Annotated in this window: 19 protein-coding genes and 1 tRNA gene; 8 read left to right on the forward strand and 12 right to left on the reverse strand. The window is 69.9% G+C overall.

Going from position 1 to position 16,992, the window contains the following annotated elements:
- Window positions 1-9 precede the first annotated feature (9 nt).
- From QQS16_RS17150 to QQS16_RS17165, 4 genes are all read right to left on the reverse strand, one after another.
- Entirely contained in the window at window positions 10-828 is an 819-nt protein-coding gene (locus tag QQS16_RS17150; RefSeq protein WP_286062636.1) for a DUF1707 SHOCT-like domain-containing protein, read from the reverse strand.
- Window positions 829-924: 96 nt separating this feature from the next.
- Complete coding sequence (locus tag QQS16_RS17155; RefSeq protein ID WP_286062637.1) at window positions 925-1,890, reverse strand: ABC transporter ATP-binding protein; 966 nt, start codon at window positions 1,888-1,890, stop codon at window positions 925-927.
- A 6-nt stretch (window positions 1,891-1,896) separates the two neighbouring features.
- Window positions 1,897-2,661, reverse strand: coding sequence for an ABC transporter permease (locus QQS16_RS17160; RefSeq protein ID WP_286066357.1), 765 nt, complete (start codon window positions 2,659-2,661; stop codon window positions 1,897-1,899).
- 103 nt (window positions 2,662-2,764) lie between these two features.
- Window positions 2,765-3,565 (reverse strand): ABC transporter permease, encoded by an 801-nt coding sequence (locus QQS16_RS17165; RefSeq protein WP_286062638.1) that lies wholly within the window; start codon window positions 3,563-3,565, stop codon window positions 2,765-2,767.
- Between the two features lie 201 nt (window positions 3,566-3,766).
- Here QQS16_RS17165 and QQS16_RS17170 point away from each other — a divergent pair, with 201 nt between their 5' ends.
- Window positions 3,767-6,229: a transglycosylase domain-containing protein gene (locus QQS16_RS17170; protein ID WP_286062640.1), complete on the forward strand. Its 2,463-nt coding sequence runs from the start codon at window positions 3,767-3,769 to the stop codon at window positions 6,227-6,229.
- Window positions 6,230-6,298: 69 nt separating this feature from the next.
- Here QQS16_RS17170 and QQS16_RS17175 read toward each other — a convergent pair whose 3' ends face one another.
- Both QQS16_RS17175 and QQS16_RS17180 read right to left on the reverse strand, forming a co-directional pair.
- A complete protein-coding gene (locus QQS16_RS17175; protein ID WP_286062641.1) occupies window positions 6,299-6,655 on the reverse strand; it encodes a GroES family chaperonin in 357 nt (118 codons plus the stop codon).
- A 44-nt stretch (window positions 6,656-6,699) separates the two neighbouring features.
- Complete coding sequence (locus QQS16_RS17180; RefSeq protein WP_286062642.1) at window positions 6,700-7,029, reverse strand: DUF3618 domain-containing protein; 330 nt, start codon at window positions 7,027-7,029, stop codon at window positions 6,700-6,702.
- Between the two features lie 119 nt (window positions 7,030-7,148).
- On the opposite strand from QQS16_RS17180, the gene bcp reads away from it, so the two are divergent.
- From bcp to QQS16_RS17200, 4 genes are all read left to right on the forward strand, one after another.
- On the forward strand, window positions 7,149-7,616 hold the full coding sequence (gene bcp / locus QQS16_RS17185) for a thioredoxin-dependent thiol peroxidase (RefSeq protein ID WP_286062643.1): 468 nt from the start codon (window positions 7,149-7,151) through the stop codon (window positions 7,614-7,616).
- Window positions 7,617-7,756: 140 nt separating this feature from the next.
- A complete protein-coding gene (locus tag QQS16_RS17190) occupies window positions 7,757-8,410 on the forward strand; it encodes an HNH endonuclease signature motif containing protein (protein WP_286062644.1) in 654 nt (217 codons plus the stop codon).
- Window positions 8,407-9,078, forward strand: coding sequence for an HNH endonuclease signature motif containing protein (locus QQS16_RS17195; RefSeq protein ID WP_286062645.1), 672 nt, complete (start codon window positions 8,407-8,409; stop codon window positions 9,076-9,078). Before QQS16_RS17190 ends, QQS16_RS17195 begins: the two co-directional genes overlap by 4 nt.
- Window positions 9,079-9,091: 13 nt before the next feature.
- Window positions 9,092-9,174 (forward strand) — tRNA-Leu (locus QQS16_RS17200).
- 44 nt (window positions 9,175-9,218) lie between these two features.
- Here QQS16_RS17200 and rdgB read toward each other — a convergent pair.
- The 4 genes from rdgB to QQS16_RS17220 form a co-directional block, all read right to left on the reverse strand.
- On the reverse strand, window positions 9,219-9,821 hold the full coding sequence (rdgB, locus tag QQS16_RS17205; RefSeq protein WP_286062646.1) for an RdgB/HAM1 family non-canonical purine NTP pyrophosphatase: 603 nt from the start codon (window positions 9,819-9,821) through the stop codon (window positions 9,219-9,221).
- Window positions 9,822-9,855: 34 nt separating this feature from the next.
- Window positions 9,856-10,260, reverse strand: a complete 405-nt coding sequence (locus QQS16_RS17210; protein WP_286062647.1) for a hypothetical protein — start codon at window positions 10,258-10,260, stop codon at window positions 9,856-9,858.
- A 148-nt stretch (window positions 10,261-10,408) separates the two neighbouring features.
- Window positions 10,409-11,146: a ribonuclease PH gene (gene rph, locus QQS16_RS17215; RefSeq protein WP_286062648.1), complete on the reverse strand. Its 738-nt coding sequence runs from the start codon at window positions 11,144-11,146 to the stop codon at window positions 10,409-10,411.
- A gap of 100 nt (window positions 11,147-11,246) precedes the next feature.
- Window positions 11,247-11,480, reverse strand: a complete 234-nt coding sequence (locus QQS16_RS17220) for a PTS sugar transporter subunit IIB (RefSeq protein WP_286062649.1) — start codon at window positions 11,478-11,480, stop codon at window positions 11,247-11,249.
- Window positions 11,481-11,632: 152 nt separating this feature from the next.
- Here QQS16_RS17220 and QQS16_RS17225 point away from each other — a divergent pair, with 152 nt between their 5' ends.
- Both QQS16_RS17225 and QQS16_RS17230 read left to right on the forward strand, forming a co-directional pair.
- On the forward strand, window positions 11,633-12,931 hold the full coding sequence (locus QQS16_RS17225) for a PTS transporter subunit EIIC (RefSeq protein ID WP_286066358.1): 1,299 nt from the start codon (window positions 11,633-11,635) through the stop codon (window positions 12,929-12,931).
- Window positions 12,932-13,043: 112 nt separating this feature from the next.
- Window positions 13,044-14,294 carry a PTS transporter subunit EIIC gene (locus QQS16_RS17230; RefSeq protein ID WP_286062650.1) on the forward strand — a complete coding sequence of 417 codons (1,251 nt, stop codon included), beginning with the start codon at window positions 13,044-13,046 and terminating at the stop codon, window positions 14,292-14,294.
- Window positions 14,295-14,365: 71 nt separating this feature from the next.
- Here the strand turns inward: QQS16_RS17230 and QQS16_RS17235 are convergent, their stop codons facing one another.
- The gene (locus QQS16_RS17235) at window positions 14,366-15,118 is read right to left on the reverse strand and encodes an MBL fold metallo-hydrolase (RefSeq protein WP_286062651.1); all 753 of its coding nucleotides are present in this window, start codon (window positions 15,116-15,118) and stop codon (window positions 14,366-14,368) included.
- A 224-nt stretch (window positions 15,119-15,342) separates the two neighbouring features.
- On the opposite strand from QQS16_RS17235, the gene QQS16_RS17240 reads away from it, so the two are divergent.
- Window positions 15,343-15,792, forward strand: coding sequence for a type II toxin-antitoxin system PemK/MazF family toxin (locus tag QQS16_RS17240; protein ID WP_286062652.1), 450 nt, complete (start codon window positions 15,343-15,345; stop codon window positions 15,790-15,792).
- Between the two features lie 238 nt (window positions 15,793-16,030).
- Here QQS16_RS17240 and QQS16_RS17245 read toward each other — a convergent pair whose 3' ends face one another.
- Complete coding sequence (locus tag QQS16_RS17245) at window positions 16,031-16,981, reverse strand: PLP-dependent cysteine synthase family protein (protein WP_286062653.1); 951 nt, start codon at window positions 16,979-16,981, stop codon at window positions 16,031-16,033.
- Between the last annotated feature and the right edge of the window lie 11 nt (window positions 16,982-16,992).

Consider the following 16,992-nt stretch of genomic DNA (forward strand, 5'->3'; position numbering starts at 1 on the left):
CCGCCGAGGTCAGACATCCCCCTGGCGCCGGCGGTCCCGCTCCTGCCGGCGTTCCCGCTTGCGCTCCCGCGTCAGGTCGTGGTGGCCGTCGAGCATCCCGCCGTGGGCCCCGTGGACGCCACCGTGCGACGGCTCCCCGAGCTCCCGCAGGGACGCCTTGCGGTCCAGCTTCCCCTGGCGCCGCTCCTCCTTCAGGGCCTGCCGTTCCGCCCGGGTGAGCTTGCGCTCGACACCGACCCCGCCCCAGAAGGCGAAGCCCGACACGATCACGCGCGGGGCGCCCGGGTCACCCGGCACGCCCTCCTCGCGGTGGTCGAAGCCGCCCATGATCCCGATGCCGCGCACGACGACCTCGACGCCGGGCGGCACGATCACCTGCATCCCGCCCATGATCGCGACGCAGTTGATCTCGACCTCGTCGGCCGCGAAGTCCGCCTCACGCAGGTCGATCTCACCGCCGCCCCAGAAGGCGAAGCTGTTGAACCGCCTCGGCACCGTCCAGCGGCCCTTGCGCTGGAACCCGGACATGACGGCGACGGCCCAGGTCGACGACCCCTCGCCGCCGGTGATCCGCCCCGACCAACTCCCGCTCGGCGCAGGGCTCTTGGCCATCGACACCCGGGGCACGGGAGCGGCCTGCGCTCCGGACGGCAGGTCACGGGTGATCGGCGCGAGTTCGCCGTAGGTCCGGGCCCTGTACGTCGCGTCCAGCCGTTCCTCGAACTCCTCCATGTCGAGGCGCCCCTCCGCGAGGGCGTCCCGCAGGACCTCGGCGACTCGTTCACGATCGGCGTCGGAGGCGCGCAGCTCCGGGGCATCCTCGGTCATACCCAGCAGCCTACGAGTTGTCGGCGCCGGGCACTACGCGGTCGCACCCGGCACCGGTGCGGCCGGGGCGGGCGTCGGGCAGGCGTCGGGCGGTCGTCACGTGGTCGTCCGCTCGACGTACATCTTCGCGATCACCGCCTCGATGTCCGGCTCCCGCACCGACAGATCCACCAGCGGATACTCCGCCGCGACCCGCGCCACCAGCGGCGCCGCCGACTGCGACGCCGGGAACGCCAGCCACTGCCGGGGCCCGTCCACCTTCACCACCCGCGCGGGCGGCACCTCGACGGGCGGCAGCTCCCGCTCCAGGTCCACCACGAGGATCCGCTCGCCGTCGCCCGCCTCGTGCAGTCCGGTGAGCGGACCGTCGTACATCATCCGCCCGTGGTCGATGACCATCACGCGGGAACACAACTGCTCGATGTCCTGGAGGTCGTGCGTGGTCAGCAGCACCGTGGTGCCGCGCTCGGCGTTCAACTCCCGCAGGAAACCCCGCACCTTGCCCTTGGAGACGACGTCCAGCCCGATCGTCGGCTCGTCCAGGTACAGCACCTCCGGGTCGTGCAGCAGGGCCGCCGCGATGTCCCCGCGCATCCGCTGACCGAGCGACAGCTGCCGGACCGGAACGTCCAACAGGTCCGCCAGACCCAGCAGTTCGACGAGCGTGTCGAGGTTCTCGCGATACCGGCCGTCGGGGATGCGGTACATGCGGCGCATCAGCCGGTACGAATCGATCAGCGGCAGGTCCCACCACAACGTCGTACGCTGCCCGAACACCACCCCGATCCGGTGCGCCAGCCGGGTCCGCTCCCGCGACGGGTCGATGCCCGCGACCCGCAGCCGGCCGCCGCTCGGCGTCAGGATGCCGGTGAGCATCTTGATCGTCGTCGACTTCCCGGCACCGTTCGGACCGATGTAACCGACCATCTCACCGCGCGCCACGGTGAAGGAGATCGAATCGACCGCGCGCACCCGGCGCCGCTCCCGCCGCAGGAAACCGGTCCTCTTGCGCACGTCGAAGACCTTCTCCAGCCGGTCCACCACGATGAAACCCGCGTCCACGCGTCCTCAGCTCCCCGTACTCCGATACGACCGCAGCCCCGTCCGCCAGGCCAGCCCCGCCAACGCGCAGCACGCCAGCGCCACCAGCGGGGACGTGAACGCCGCCCACCGCGGCAGCCCCAGCGGATACGGCCGCCCCAGCACATACGACGCCGGCACCCAGTTGACGAAGGCCACCGGGAACACGAACGTCACCCCCCGCACCAGCTCCCTGCCGAACACGGTCGGCGGATACTGCAACAGCGTCTGCCCGCCGTACGTGAACGCGCTCTGCACCTCGGACGCGTCCTGCGCCACGAACTGGAAGGCCGCGCCGGCCACGAACACCGCCGAGAAGATCGCCCCGCCGCACAGCAGCGTCACCGGCACCATCAGCACCCTGCCCGGCGTCCAGTCGATGTCCAGCGCCACCAGGGACCAGCCCAGCACCAGCGCCCCCTGGGTGATCCGGCCGAGCCGGCGCAGCGCGAAACGGTCCGCCGCGACCTGGGCCAGCACCGGAGCGGGCCGCACCAGCAGCGTGTCGAGCGTGCCGTCACGCACCCGCGAGCCCAGCCGGCCCGCCGAGCCGATCGTCAGGTCCGCGATCCCGAAGGCCGTCGCCGACAGCCCGTACAGGAAGGCCACCTCCGGCAACGTGTACCCGCCGAGGACGTCGACCTGCGAGAACATCAGCAGGATCGCCACGAAGTCCAGCCCGGTCACCAGCAGGGTGCCGAACACGGTCATCGCGAAGGACACCCGGTAGGCCAGCGTGGAGCGGATCCACATGGCCGAGATCAGCCGGTAGGCCCGCAGACCCTCCCGCACCCGGCGGGACTCCCGCACACCCTCGCGCTCCCCCGCACCCGCGCGCTCCCGGACACGCCCGACCTCACCCACCCTGGACCACCACCCGCCGGGTCGCCGCCCCCTGCAACAGCCGCCCGGCCGCCAGCAGCGCCACCGCCCACACCGCCTGGAACGCGAAGGCGGACAGCGGGCCCGTCTCCCCCATCAGCAGATCGGCCGGCATCTGCAACTGCGCCGCCCACGGCAGCGCCCGTACGACCTCGCCCAGCGGTCCCGGGAAGGCGTTCAGCGGCAGCGTCATCCCCGAGCAGAAGATCCCGGTGACCACCATCGCCTGAAGCGCGCCCGTGCCGTCCAGCAGCCAGAACCCGCTCAGCGCCACCAGGAAGCGGATCCCGAAGCTGACGATCATCGCGAGCACCACAGCGACCAGGAAGGCCAGCCAGGTCACCGGATCGTCCGGCAGCGCCGTGGGAAAGACGAGCGCCCCGAACGCGAAGGGGATCACCCCCCGCCCCACCAGCTGGAACAGCGCCCGCCCCAGATCGTGAGCCAGCCACCACAGTTGCAGGTCCACCGGCCGGTACAGGTCGATGGCCACGTCACCCGTGCGGATGCGTTCCATCAGCTCGGTCTCGAAACCGCCGCCCTGGATCGCCAGCGTCGCGTACAGCGCCTGCCCCAGCCACACGAAGCTGACGGCCTGCGCCTGGTCGTACCCGCCCAGGTGCGGTCTCTCGTCCCACAGCGCCAGATAGGTGTAGACGAGGATCAGCCCGAAGACGGTGTTCGTGAACACCCCCGCCGCCGTGGCCACCCGATACGTCGCGTACCGTCGGAAGCCCCCCGACGCGACGGCCGCGTACAACCGCGCCGAACCCACCGCAGTCGTCCTCCTCGCCGCACGGCACCGAAGCGCAGGAGCCTAGTCCTGCGGCGGCCCGGCAGGCCAGGCGTTTTCCGAGCGCAACGCGTGCCGATTGTCGGGAACGGAACCCGCGGTGCGAGAGTCTTCAATAGGGGCCGCAGAAGGCGTACGAGGCGTACGGGAACGTACGACGCGAAACAGGAGTCCGTGCACGACATGAGTGACGAGCCGCAGCAGCCGAAGCAGGGCTGGGCACCGAGCGAGCCGGAAGCGGCCGCAGATCCCGGGTCCGGTGAGCCCGAGTCCGGGGCGCCGGCCGGCAAGAAGGCCAAGCGGCCCCGGCGGACGGGCTGGCGGCGCGCCGTCCCCACCTGGCGGATGGTCCTCGCCACGTTCGTCATGGGCGTCCTCCTGCTGACCGGCCTGTTCTTCCTCGGCTACTCGATCGTCCCCATCCCGCCGGCCAACGCGCTCGCCACCAAACAGAGCAACGTCTACCTGTACGCGGACGGCAGCCAGCTCGCCCGGGACGGCGAGGTCAACCGGGAGAACGTCTCTCTCGGGCAGATCTCCAAGGACGCCCAGCACTCCGTCCTGGCCGCCGAGGACCGCGACTTCTACAGCGAGTCCGCCATCGACCCCAAGGCGATGCTCCGCGCCGGCTGGAACACCGCCACCGGCAAGGGCAAGCAGTCCGGCTCGACGATCACCCAGCAGTACGTGAAGAACTACTACCTGGCCCAGGAGCAGACCGTCACCCGCAAGGTGAAGGAGTTCTTCATCTCGATCAAGCTGGACCGCACGGAGACCAAGGACCAGATCCTCGAGGGCTACCTCAACACCAGCTACTTCGGCCGCAACGCCTACGGCATCCAGGCCGCCGCCCAGGCCTACTACGGCGTCGACGCCTCCGAACTGAACGCCGCCCAGGGCGCCTACCTCGCCGCGCTGCTGAACGCGCCGAGCGAGTACGACGTCGTCGCCCACCCGGAGAACAAGGGCGCGGCGCAGGCCCGTTGGAACTACGTCCTGGACGGCATGGTCACCAAGGGCTGGCTGACCGCGTCCGAGCGGGCCGGCATGACGTTCCCGATGCCGAAGGAGGCCACGGTCTCCACCGGCATGTCCGGGCAGCGCGGCTACATCGTCGACGCGATCAAGGACTACCTCACCGAGAACAAGATCCTCGACAAGGACCAGCTCGCCGTCGGCGGCTACCGCATCACGACCACGCTTCAGAAGGGCAAGCAGAACGCCTTCGTCGACGCGGTCAACGACCAGCTGATGGACAAACTGGACAAGAAGAACCGCAAGGTCGACACGTACGTCCGCGCGGGCGGCGCCGCCATCGACCCCAGGACCGGCAAGGTGCTCGCCATGTACGGCGGCATCGACTACGTGAAGCAGTACACGAACAACGCCACCCGCGGCGACTTCCAGGTCGGCTCCACCTTCAAGCCGTTCGTGTTCACCTCCGCCGTCCAGAACCACTCCGAGACGCAGGACGGCCGCGTCATCACCCCGAACACGGTCTACGACGGCACCAACAAGCGCCCCATCGTCGGCTGGGACGGCGGCGCCTACGCGCCCGAGAACGAGGACCAGGTCTCCTACGGCGACATCACCGTCCGCGAGGCCACCGACAAGTCCGTCAACTCGGTGTACGCCCAGCTGGCCGTCGACGTCGGCTCCGACAAGGTCAAGGAGACCGCGATCGACCTGGGCATCCCGGCGAACACCCCCGACCTGACCGCGTCCCCGTCCATCGCGCTCGGCCCGTCCACCGCGAGCGTCCTGGACATGGCGCAGGCGTACGCCACCCTCGCCAACCACGGCCGGCACGGCACGTACACGATGATCGAGAAGATCACCCGGGGCGGCGCCGGAGACATCGAGCTGCCCCGGAAGAAGACCAGCCAGGCCGTCAGCCGGGAGGCCGCCGACACCACCACGGCGGTCCTGCGGAGCGTCGTCCAGAACGGCACGGCCACCGCCGCGCAGGCCGCCGGCCGTCCCGCCGCGGGCAAGACCGGCACGGCCGAGGAGGACACGGCCGCCTGGTTCGCCGGCTACACACCGGACCTCGCCACCGTCGTCTCCGTCATGGGCCAGGACCCGGTGACCGCCGCCCACAAGCCGCTCTACGGGGCGATGGGCCTGGCGCGGATCAACGGCGGCGGCGCCCCGGCCGAGATCTGGGCCCAGTTCACCAAGGACGCCCTCAAGGGCAAGCCGGTCACCGACTTCGACCTCCAGCTCCAGCCGGGCTCCTCGGAGCCCGAGGCCCCCGACACCGACATCCCCGTGGACCCGACCGACGGCGGCACCACCACCGACGGCGGCACCACCGACGGGACCACGGGAGCCACCACCGGCGATCCCACCGACGGCGGCACCACGGACGGCGGCACCCCCGGGGACACGACCGGCGGCACCACGGACGGCACCACCGGCGGCGGCGACACCACGGGCGGGACGACCGGGGGCACGACCGACGGCGGCACCACCACCGGCGGCGGCACCACCGACGGGACCACGGGAGGCACCACCGGCGATCCCACCGACGGCGGCACCTCGGACGGCGGCACCACCGGGGACACGACCGGCGGCACCACGGACGGCACCCAGCAAGGAGGGACGACCGGCACGGTCCCCCAGCTGGCGAGCCGCCGGGAGTGACACCCGGCGAGCCACCGCATGAGGAAAGGGCTGGTGACCGAGGTCACCAGCCCTTTCCTCACCGCTGCATCAGAGATACAGCCCGGTCGAGTCCTCGGACCCCTCGAAGCGGTCCGCGGCCACCGCGTGCAGATCACGCTCCCGCATCAGGGCGTACGGGACGCCCCGCACCTCCACCTCGGCCCGGTCCTCCGGATCGAACAGAACCCGGTCGCCCGGCTCCACGGTCCGTACGTTCTGCCCCACGGCGACGACCTCCGCCCACGCCAGCCGGCGCCCGACGGCCGCGGTGGCCGGAATCAGGATCCCGCCACCGGAACGCCGCTCGCCCTCACTGGTGTCCTGCCGCACGAGAACCCGGTCGTGCAGCATCCGGATGGGCAGCTTGTCGTGCTGGGTGCTGTGCTCGTTTCTGTTGGCGCTCACAGCTCTGAACCTACCTGCCTTCGACGCGTCCGTAGGCCGGTGGGTCAGCCCTTGCGCCGCCGGGTTCCCAGGGCCAGCAGCCCCACGAGCCCGACCACGACGAGCGCCACCGGCACCACCCGCTCCAGCCGGGGCGCGCCCTCCTCGTCGACGAACTGGGCCTTCACGTCACTGACCGCCCGGTTGACCCCGACGTAGGCCCGCCCGAGCGTGTGGTCGATGTTCGACGCGACCTTGGCCCTGGCATCGCCCACGATCGTCCGGGGATGCACCCGCACCCCGATCTCGTCGAGCGTCTCGGCCAGCATCTCGCGGCGGCGCTTGATGTCCGCCTCGATCTGCGCCGGGGTTCTCGTGTCCGACGTCTCCGCCACCGTAAGGCCTCCGAAGTCAGCTGATGCCTGTTGCCGCTGCCTGTTGCCGCTGCTTGTCCGGACAGTCTGTCAGCTCCACGCGCCGCCGCGCTGTCAGGACCCCCGGTTACGCTAGCCCGATGAGCGAGCGACTCCAGCCCGGGGATGCAGCCCCCGCCTTCACCCTCCCCGACGCCGACGGCAACGAGATCTCCCTGTCGGACTACCGGGGACGCAAGGTCATCGTCTACTTCTACCCCGCGGCGCTGACCCCAGGCTGCACCAAGCAGGCCTGCGACTTCACCGACAACCTCGACGTGCTGGCCGGCGCGGGGTACGACGTCATCGGGATCTCCCCGGACAAGCCCGAGAAACTGGCGAAGTTCCGCGAGAAGGAGAACCTGAAGGTCACCCTCCTCGCGGACCCCGACAAGACGGTCACCGAGGCCTACGCCGCCTTCGGCGAGAAGAAGAACTACGGCAAGACCTACCTGGGCGTCATCCGCTCCACGGTCGTCGTCGACGAGCACGGCACGGTCGAACGGGCCCTGTACAACGTCCGCGCGACCGGCCACGTGGCGAAGATCATCAAGGACCTGGCGATCTGACCCCGCCCCACCCCCGACAACGGCCCGCACCGGCACGCCCCGGTACGGGCCGCTCCACATCCTCCGCGTGACTGTCCGACAATCGGTTCGTTACTCCGTACGAGACCACGAACGCGTGGCCGAGATACGGGAGGGGATCGATGGGGGCCAGTGCGTATCCGAGGGAGCGGTTGGAGCAGGCCGCTCGGGGGTCGCGCACCTTGTCGGAGGCGTTGGCGAGGCTGGGGGTCGATCCGCGGAGTTCGACCCGCCGGTATGTCCTGGAGCGGATGAGGAAGCTGGGGGTGGATGTCTCGCACTTCGAGCGGGAGGGGGTCCGCTGGACCCGAGAGGTCCTTCAGGCAGCGGTCTCGGCGTCGACGAACATGTGCGAGGTGCTGCGCCACCTCGGACTCGAGGTGGTCGGCGGGCACCACACGCACATCAGCCGCCGGGTGAAGGCGTACGGGATCGACACCTCGCACTTCCAGGTACCGACCCGGCGCGGCAGGGCTTGGCGACCACGCACACCGGAAGGCCTGCTCGTCGAGCAGCCGGCCGCTGAGGCCCGGCGCATTCCGAGTGACCGGCTCAAGTGGGCGATGACGGTCAGAGGTGTCCCCGAGCGGTGCGCCCTGTGCGGCACAGCGGCGGTGTGGCGAGATCGTCCGCTCCCCCTGGAGGTCGACCACATCAACGGCAACTGGCGGGACAACCGCATCGAGAACCTGCGGCTGCTGTGCCCCAACTGCCATTCCACGACGGACAGTTATCGAGGGCGTGGCAAGAGGCGTGCGGGAGGTGCCGTTTCATGACCGGCGTGCAGTACACCCGCGAACGGTTGGCGGAGGCCGCCGCGCGGTGTTCCGACATCGACGAGGTCATCGCCTACTTCGGTACCAGGCCTTACGGCAATCTTCGCCGTCATCTCTTCCGGCGCTTCGACCACTTCGGAATCGATGTCTCCCACATGCCACGTCGGAACCGAACCGGAGCGCGCCGTAGACCGGCGGCCGACGAGTTGCGGCGGGCGGTCGAGGGAGCGACGTCCATCGCCGACGCCCTGCGCGCGCTGGGTCTGGCCCCCTACAGCGGCCCGGCGCGCACCCGGTTGCGACAGTGGGTGGCCGACGACGGTCTCGACACCTCCCACTTCCTGGGACAAGGCCATCAGCGTGGAAAGGAGGGGACGACCCCTGTCAAACGTGCCAAGGACATCCTGATCAAGCACGACGGCGGGCGCCGGACAAGAACACACCTGCTGCGGCGCTCGCTCCGTGAGATCGGCGTCCCAGAGGAGTGCGCGGAGTGCGGAGTGGGTCCCGAGTGGCTCGGCCGGCCCATGACTCTGGAGGTCGATCACATCAACGGCGACTGGAGCGACGACCGGCGCGAGAACCTGCGGCTGCTGTGCCCCAACTGTCACGCGACCACCAGCACGTGGTGCCGAGGGGGGCGCCGACATCGGGGTCATCCCCGGTAGCATGAGCGGGTAGGCGGCCGTTGCTGAATGGTATAAGCAGAGGTTTTAGGTGCCTCGGGGCATTTGCCCATGTGGGTTCGACTCCCATCGGCCGCACACCTGAAGGGGCCGCCCCAGCCGGGCGGCCCCTCCCCCGTTTCTCAGCCCAACAGCTCCCGCACCACCGGCACCAACCCCCGGAACGCCTGTCCCCGGTGGCTGATCGCGTTCTTCTCCTGCGGGGTCAGTTGCGCGCAGGTCCGCGTGTCCCCCTCCGGCTGGAGGATCGGGTCGTAGCCGAAGCCGTTCGTGCCGGTCGGGGCGTGGCGGAGGGTGCCGCGGAGGCGGCCCTCGACCACGCGTTCCGTGCCGTCCGGCAGGGCGAGTGCCGCCGCGCAGGCGAAGTGGGCGCCGCGGTGTTCGTCGGGGATGTCGGACAACTGGGCCAGGAGGAGGTCGAGGTTGGCCTGGTCGTCTCCGTGGCGGCCGGCCCAGCGGGCGGAGAAGATGCCGGGGGCGCCGTTGAGGACGTCGACGCACAGGCCGGAGTCGTCGGCGACGGCGGGCAGGCCGGTGGCCTGGGCGAGGGCGTGGGCCTTGAGCAGGGCGTTCTCGGCGAACGTGACGCCCGTTTCCTTGACGTCGGGGATCTCGGGGTAGGCGTCCGCGCCGACGAGGTCGTGCGGGAGACCTGCGTCGGCGAGGATCGCCCTGAGTTCGGTGATCTTTCCGGCGTTGCGGGTGGCGAGGATCAGGCGGGTCATGGGGTCCAGTATCGCGGCCCCGCCCGCCGCCGGTTTACGGGGTGCAGACCTTGGTCAGTTCGCCGGCGGCGTCGGTGACGGGGCTGAGGTCGGGGGTCTCGTCGCCCTTCTCGACCGCCGTGCGGACGTTGGTGACGGCCGCGGCGAGGTCGTCGACCGCCTTGTTGACGTCGGCGTTGTCGGTCTTGTCGCCGATCTCGTCGAGGTTCTGGTCGATGGAGTCGAGGGACTCCTGCAGCTGCGTCGGGTCGTTGGAGGCGCTTGCGACGGCCTGCTGGAGGTCCGTGACGCTGTCGGCGATGGCGTCGGCGGTCTGGACGCAGTCCAGTGCCTTGTTGACGGCGTCGCAGCCGGTGGTGAGTCCGACCGTCAGCCCGACCGCCGCGACGGCGGCGGCGATGGCGGTACGGCGACTTCGGCGGCGTCGGCTCGCGGCCATGGATCTGTTCCCTCCCGTTGGGGTCAGGCCCCCGGTGGGCCCCCCGTGCTGGCCGGGCGCACGGTGGTGTGCCGTGCGCCCGTACCCATAGTGACGCGGGGACGGTCGGCGCGGTTGCCCGCGGTGGCCGTCGTTCTTGGGGCGCCCTTTACTTTTCGAGGACCGTATCAAGTGCCTTGCGCTGAAAGGCCGCCAGGTCGGTGCAGCCGGCGACCGCGAGGTCGAGCAGGGAGTTGAGTTCGTCCCGGGCGAAGGGTTCGGCCTCGGCGGTGCCCTGGACCTCGACGAAGCGGCCGTCGCCGGTGCAGACGACGTTCATGTCGGTGTCGGCGCGGACGTCCTCCTGGTAGCAGAGGTCCAGCAGCGGGACGCCGCCGACGATGCCGACGGACACCGCGCTGACCGTGCCGGTCAGGGGCCGGCGGCCGGCCTTGACCAGCTTCTTGGCCTGGGCCCACGAGACGGCGTCGGCGAGGGCCACGTACGCGCCGGTGATGGCCGCGGTGCGGGTGCCGCCGTCGGCCTGGAGGACGTCGCAGTCCAGGACGATGGTGTTCTCGCCGAGGGCCTTGTAGTCGATGACCGCGCGCAGGGAGCGGCCGATGAGGCGGCTGATCTCGTGGGTGCGGCCGCCGATCTTGCCGCGGACGGACTCGCGGTCGCCGCGGGTGTTGGTGGCGCGGGGCAGCATCGAGTACTCGGCGGTGACCCAGCCCTCGCCGCTGCCCTTGCGCCAGCGCGGGACGCCTTCGGTGACGGAGGCGGTGCAGAAGACCTTGGTGTCGCCGAAGGAGACGAGGACGGAGCCCTCGGCGTGCTTGCTCCAGCCGCGTTCGATGGTGACCGGGCGGAGTTGTTCGGGGGTGCGGCCGTCGATTCGAGACATGGCGCTGAGCCTATCCGTACGTGCGGAACGGGCCCCTCCCGCGGTGGGAGAAGGCCCGTTCGAGGGAGCGCGGGCCGTCGGGGACGGTGGCTCGGGTGGCTCACATGAGGTCTTCGATCTCCGCGGCGATGGGGTCGGCGTCGGTGCCGATGACGACCTGGATGGCGGTGCCCATCTTCACGACTCCATGGGCGCCGGCGGCTTTCAGGGCGGCCTCGTCGACCTTGCCGGCGTCGACGACCTCGGTGCGCAGGCGGGTGATGCAGCCCTCGACCTCTTCGATGTTGTCGATGCCGCCGAGTCCGGCAACGATCTTCTCAGCCTTGGTGGCCATGTTCCTTCTCCCTGATCCGAACCGCTTTTTGGCAGTAACCCACAGTTGGCCCATCTTTGCGAGCGATCGTGGCGCGCGTACCGAAGGATGACGTCACAGCACCCAAATCGTCCGTGACTGGTCTACACCACCTGACAGGCGGTCGCCAAACCATGAGTGCCGAGAGCGCCGACACCAGTGGTCCCGCGCGCGCCCGTTGGAACCGTCTGTTCCAGGGTCTGCAGAAGATGGGCCGCAGTCTGCAGCTTCCGATCGCCGTGCTGCCGGCGGCGGGCATCCTCAACCGGCTGGGCCAGCCTGATGTGTTCGGTGACGACGGGCTGGGGTGGACCAATGTCTCGAAGGTGATGGCGGGTGCGGGCGGCGCGCTGCTGGACGGTCAGCTGGGGTTGCCCCTGTTGTTCTGCGTCGGTGTGTCGATCGGCATGGCGAAGAAGGCGGACGGTTCGACGGCGCTGGCGGCGGTGACGGGTTTCCTCGTCTACTTCTCCGTGTTGCGCCAGTTCCCGGAGGACTGTCCTGACGGGGCGACGGCCGTCACCGGCATCGGCTGTCAGGCGACGGTCGACGGCACGGTGACGGCGTTCACCTTTCAGAACCCGGGTGTGTTCGGCGGGATCGTCATGGGTCTGCTGTCGGCCTATTTCTGGCAGCGTTTCCACCGGACGAGGCTGGTGGACTGGCTCGGCTTCTTCAACGGCCGCCGGCTGGTGCCGATCATCATGGCGTTCGTCGCGATCGCGTTCGCGGCGCTGTGTCTGTGGGTGTGGCCGCCGATCGGTGACGCGCTGGAGAGTTTCAGCGACTGGCTGGACGGTCTGGACGCGTGGGGTGCGGGCATCTTCGGGGTGGCGAACCGCGCTCTGCTGGTGATCGGGCTGCACCAGTTCCTGAACGTGCCCATCTGGTTCCAGTTCGGCACGTACACCAAGCCGGACGGCACGGTGGTGCACGGGGACATCAACATGTTCCTGGCGGGAGACCCGGACGCGGGTCAGTTCACCTCGGGTTTCTTCCCGATCATGATGTTCGCGCTGCCGGCGGCGGCGCTGGCGATCACGCACTGCGCGAAGCCGCACCGCCGCAAGGAGGTGGGCGGTTTGATGCTGTCGGTGGCGCTGACGTCGTTCGTCACGGGGATCACGGAACCGATCGAGTACTCGTTCCTGTTCATCGCGCCGCTGCTGTACGTGGTGCACGCGCTGCTGACGGGTGTGTCGATGGCGGTGACGTGGGCGTTCGGGGTGCATGACGGCTTCAGCTTCTCGGCGGGCCTGATCGACTACGTGATCAACTGGAATCTCGCGACGAGGCCGTGGGCGATCATTCCGATCGGTCTGTGCTTCGCTGCCGTCTACTACGTGATCTTCCGTTTCGCGATCACGAGGTTCGATCTGAAGACTCCGGGGCGGGAGCCGGAGGAGGAGGTCGAGGACGTCACGAAGGTGTAGCTCCACGTAGCCTCATCGTCACGGTTTTCGCGGGTTCCTTATCTCTCCTTCATCGTGCTACAACATGGTCTACACCACTGAGTGGTGTAGACCACCACCCGATGGAGGAAGTATGAGCTCCGCCACCGCAACGGCGACCCCCGCCAAGAAGCGGGGATCCGGCCTGTTCCAGGGCCTGCAGAAGGTCGGCCGCAGCCTGCAGCTCCCGATCGCCGTGCTGCCGGCGGCGGGTCTGCTGCTGCGGTTCGGCCAGCCCGACGTGTTCGGCAAGGACGGCCTCGGCTGGGACAAGGTCGCGGCCGTGTTCGCCACCGCCGGTGGCGCGATCTTCGACAACCTGCCGATGCTGTTCTGCATCGGTGTCGCGATCGGCTTCGCCAAGAAGGCCGACGGCTCCACCGCGCTGGCCGCCCTGGTCGGCTTCCTGGTCTACAGCAACGTCCTGAAGGCGTTCCCGGTCACCGAGGCGAAGGTCCAGGCCGGCGCGGACATAGCCGCGACCTACAACAACCCCGGTGTCCTCGGCGGCATCATCATGGGTCTGCTGTCCGCCGTGCTGTGGCAGCGGTTCCACCGCACCCGGCTGGTGGACTGGCTCGGCTTCTTCAACGGCCGCCGCCTGGTGCCGATCATCATGGCGTTCGTCGGCACGATCATGGGTGTCTTCTTCGGGCTGGTCTGGGAGCCGATCGGCGAGGTCATCTCCGACTTCGGCGAGTGGATGACCGGTCTCGGTGCCTTCGGCGCGGGTCTGTTCGGCCTCATCAACCGCGCGCTGATCCCGATCGGCATGCACCAGTTCGTCAACACCGTCTCGTGGTTCCAGATCGGTGACTTCACGGACGCCTCGGGCGCGGTCGTCCACGGCGACCTGAACCGCTTCTTCGCCGGTGACCCGACCGCCGGTCAGTTCATGTCCGGCTTCTTCCCGATCATGATGTTCGGTCTGCCCGCCGCCGCGATCGCGATCGCCCACTGTGCGCGTCCCGAGCGCCGCAAGGCCGTGATGGGCATGATGATCTCGCTGGCGCTGACCTCGTTCGTGACCGGTGTGACCGAGCCGATCGAGTTCGCGTTCATGTTCATCGCCCCGCTGCTGTATGTGATCCACGCGGTGCTCACGGCCATCTCGATGGCGGTCACCTGGGCGCTCGGCGTCCACGCGGGCTTCACCTTCTCCGCGGGCTTCATCGACTACGCGCTGAACTGGAACCTCGCCACCAAACCCTGGCTGATCATCCCGATCGGCCTGGTCTTCGCGGCGATCTACTACTCCGTCTTCCGCTTCGCCATCACCAAGTTCAACCTCCCCACCCCGGGCCGCGAGCCCGAGGAGGAGGTCGAGGACCTCACCAAGGCGTGAGCCTCGCCGTACGGCAGGACGAAGGCCCCGGAACCGACGAGGTTCCGGGGCCTTCGCGCGCGTACGGAAGGCTAGATCTCGTACGACATCCTCGGCACCGCCAGTTCCACCGGGCCGTCGAACACCGCGCGCGCGTCGGTGAGGTTGACCTGCGGGTCGGTCCACGGGGGGATGTGGGTGAGGACCAGGCGGCGGGCGCCTGCCCGGGCCGCCGTCTCACCCGCCTCGCGGCCGTTGAGGTGCAGGTCGGGGATGCTCTCCTTGCCGTGCGTGAAGGCGGCCTCGCACAGGAACAGGTCGGCGTCGCGGGCGAGTTCGTCCAGGGCGGGGGTGACGCCCGTGTCGCCGGAGTACGTGACGGTCTTCCCGCCGTGCTCGACGCGGATGCCGTACGCCTCGACCGGGTGGGCCACCCGTTCGGTGTGGACCGTGAACGGACCGAGGTCGAAGGTGGACGGCTTGACCGTGTGGAAGTCGAAGACCTCGCTCATGGAGGAGGCGGTGGGGGTGTCCGCGTAGGCCGTGGTGAGACGGTGTTCCGTGCCCTCGGGTCCGTAGACGGGGATCGGGTCGCAGCGGCCGCCGTCGTGACGGTAGTAGCGCGCGACGAAGTACGCGCACATGTCGATGCAGTGGTCGGCGTGCAGATGGCTGAGGAAGATCGCGTCGAGGTCGTAGAGACCGCAGTGGCGCTGCAACTCGCCCAGGGCACCGTTGCCCATGTCGAGGAGCAGCCGGAAGCCGTCGGCCTCTAGGAGGTAGCTCGAACAGGCCGATTCCGCGGACGGGAACGACCCCGAGCAGCCGACGACGGTGAGCTTCATGAAGCAGAAACCTCCGCTGGCGGGAAATCCGGAAGATCGGTAACAGGGCGTCGGGCGGGTCGTGCGGTCCGTCGAGCGTAAGGCGCGAAACCCATGGTCGCTCCTCCGCCAAGGGCTGTTGTGGGCGAACTCACCTGTGGTGTCACCGGTTCGGCTGGACCCGGGGCGCATGGGACTAGCGAGGGGGCGCGCGGTGGTCATCGCGCGCCGGTAACGTCGTGCGTATGGACACGTCCTGGTGGCTCGCGCTCGTCGCGGTCGTACTGCTCGCGCTGGTCGCCGTGCTCGTCGACGGCTGGGGGCGGGGGCATCGGCCCGCGGGCCGTCGGAGCCGGCCGCCGGGGCGTCCGGAGGAGACCGGCGGGCGGCCGCGGCCGGCGGAGATCTGGTGGGCGAACGTCCCGTACGAGGACGGGCCCGGCGGCAAGGACCGCCCGTGTCTGGTGCTGGTGGTGCACGGGGACCGGGCGACCGTCGCGAAGATCACCAGCAAGTACCACGACGAGCGGGCCGGGGTGATCCCGCTGCCGCCGGGGTCGGTGGGCGACACGCGCGGCCGGGCGAGCTTCCTGGAGACGGACGAGCTGCGCCAGGTGCCGGTGCGGGAGTTCCGGCGCCGGGCCGGGGTGGTGGACCCGGCCCTGTGGGACCGGGTCCGCCACCTGGCCGGCTAGGAGGGCCGGGGCAGGGGGACGCCGGCTCCGTCGTGGCGCCGGCCCGCTCCCCCACTGCCTCAAGGGCGTGGGAGCCGCCCCCACTCGCCGTACCGGCCGAAGGCCCCCGTACGTCCGGTACCAGGACTTCCGGCCGGTACGTCGGGAGCACGCGCCGGACGGCGCTCCCTGACGGGCCGACGTCGCCTGCCTCGGCGCTGATGCCGCTCGTGCGGAGTGCCCCGGGGCCGCGCGGGGGCTATGCCCAGAGCTGGCCCTGGAGCGTCTCGATGGCCTCTTCGGTCGTGGCCGCCGTGTAGACGCCGGTCGAGAGGTACTTCCAGCCGCCGTCGGCGACGACGAACACGATGTCCGCGCTCTCGCCCGCCTTCACGGCCTTGTTGCCGACGCCGATCGCGGCGTGCAGGGCGGCGCCGGTGGAGACGCCCGCGAAGATGCCCTCCTGCTGGAGGAGTTCGCGGGTGCGGGTGACCGCGTCGGCGGACCCGACCGAGAAGCGGGTGGTGAGGACGGAGGCGTCGTACAGCTCCGGGACGAAGCCCTCGTCGAGGTTGCGCAGGCCGTACACCAGGTCGTCGTAGCGCGGCTCGGCGGCGACGATCCTCACGTCCGGCTTGTGCTCGCGCAGGTAGCGGCCGACGCCCATCAGGGTGCCGGTGGTGCCGAGCCCGGCGACGAAGTGGGTGACGGAGGGGAGGTCGGCGAGGATCTCGGGTCCGGTGCCGGCGTAGTGGGCGCCGGCGTTGTCCGGGTTGCCGTACTGGTAGAGCATCACCCAGTCGGGGTGCTCGGCGGACAGCTCCTTGGCGACCCGTACGGCGGTGTTGGAACCGCCCGCGGCGGGTGACGGGATGATCTCGGCGCCCCACATGGCGAGCAGCTCACGGCGCTCCTGCGAGGTGTTCTCGGGCATCACGCACACCATGCGGTAGCCCTTGAGCTTGGCCGCCATGGCGAGGGAGATGCCGGTGTTGCCGGAGGTGGGCTCGAGGATGGTGCAGCCCGGGGTCAGCCGGCCGTCCTTCTCCGCCTGTTCGATCATGTGCAGGGCGGGGCGGTCCTTGACCGAGCCGGTGGGGTTGCGGTCCTCCAGCTTGGCCCAGATCCGGACGTCGGAGGACGGCGAGAGCCGCGGCAGGCGCACCAGCGGGGTGTTGCCCACCGCGGCCAGCGGGGAGTCGTAACGCATCGGTGGTCAGT

Source organism: Streptomyces sp. ALI-76-A, assembly GCF_030287445.1.
GTDB lineage: Bacteria > Actinomycetota > Actinomycetes > Streptomycetales > Streptomycetaceae > Streptomyces.